The 1,394-nt window shown below is 54.4% G+C and carries 1 protein-coding gene; it reads left to right on the top strand.

Annotated elements, in window-relative coordinates:
• Nucleotides 1-1,374: MFS transporter (locus tag MXD58_RS27575; RefSeq protein WP_250611019.1), on the top strand; the 1,374-nt coding region annotated here is incomplete at its 5' end.
• Nucleotides 1,375-1,394 lie beyond the last annotated feature (20 nt).

Below are 1,394 nucleotides of genomic sequence, written 5' to 3' on the forward strand. Positions count from 1 at the left end.
GTGTTGACGAGGCCAATAATGCAGTGTCTAACACCGGCACTTCAGAAGGAGGATTTAACAATGACTCAATCAGGTGAGAGCGCAAATAATCGACGCATCACAGGCAACATCTGCAAAGGTTCGGTTGGAAATCTGATCGAATGGTACGACTGGTACGTCTATTCTGCTTTCGCCGTGTATTTCTCGTCAGAGTTCTTCCCCAAGGGAGACCCGACAAGCCAACTGCTCAACACGGCTGCAATCTTCGCCGTCGGCTTCCTGATGCGGCCGATAGGGAGCCTGCTCATGGGCCGCTACGCCGATCGTCATGGCCGCCGTGCCGCGCTGACGCTTTCCATAACCGTCATGGCCGGTGGTTCTCTGATCATTGCCATCACCCCAAGTTATGACAGCATTGGTGTGCTGGCTCCCATTATCCTGGTTCTCGCACGCCTGCTTCAAGGGTTGTCGTTAGGTGGAGAGTATGGAACCTCGGCAACGTACCTGTCCGAGATGGCCAGCAGCGGCCGCCGAGGCTTCTACTCAAGTTTCCAGTACGTCACTCTTGTTGCCGGACAGATGGTGGCACTGGGTGTCCAGATCATCCTCCAGCAAGTGCTCAGCGAATCCGATATGATGTCCTGGGGCTGGCGTATTCCCTTTGTCATCGGAGCAATGGGAGCATTGGCCGTATTGTGGCTGCGCCGCACGATGGACGAATCTGAGCAGTTCTCAAAAATGGGTTCTGAAAGCCGGGAGAGCGCTGGAACCGTTCGGGCTCTTATGAAGCACCCTAAGGCGGTGCTGACAGTGGTCGGACTAACGGTTGGCGGAACCGTCGCCTTCTATACCTACACGACGTATTTACAGAAGTTCATGGTGAATACAGTGGGCCTCCAAAAGGAGGTCGTCAGCTGGATTAACTTTATTGCTCTCTTGGTATTCGTGGTGCTGCAACCGCTAGCCGGCATGCTGTCTGACCGGATTGGACGGCGTCCGCTTTTGATGAGTTTCGGTATCTTCGGAACGGTGCTGACGGTGCCGCTGTTCCTGATCATGGAGAACACGAAAAGCCCTATCGGTGCATTCTTGCTCATGATGGTGGGTCTCATCATTGTCACCGGTTACACTTCCATCAATGCGATCGTTAAAGCCGAGCTCTTCCCGACCGAAATCCGTGCCCTTGGCGTGGGACTCCCTTACGCACTCACCGTAGCGGTGTTCGGCGGGACTGCGGAATTCATCGCGTTATGGCTGAAGAACATTGGAGTCGAATCGCTCTTCTACTTCTACGTAGCTGCTTGCATCGCCATGAGCTTAATCGTCTACTGGCGTATGGGTGAGTCTTCGAAGGCCTCCCACATCGAAGCAGAGCTGGACGTTAAGATACGCTAGTGTCCGCGAACCAGCATGCC

Source organism: Frankia sp. AgKG'84/4 (assembly GCF_023242965.2).
Taxonomy (GTDB): domain Bacteria; phylum Actinomycetota; class Actinomycetes; order Frankiales; family Frankiaceae; genus Frankia.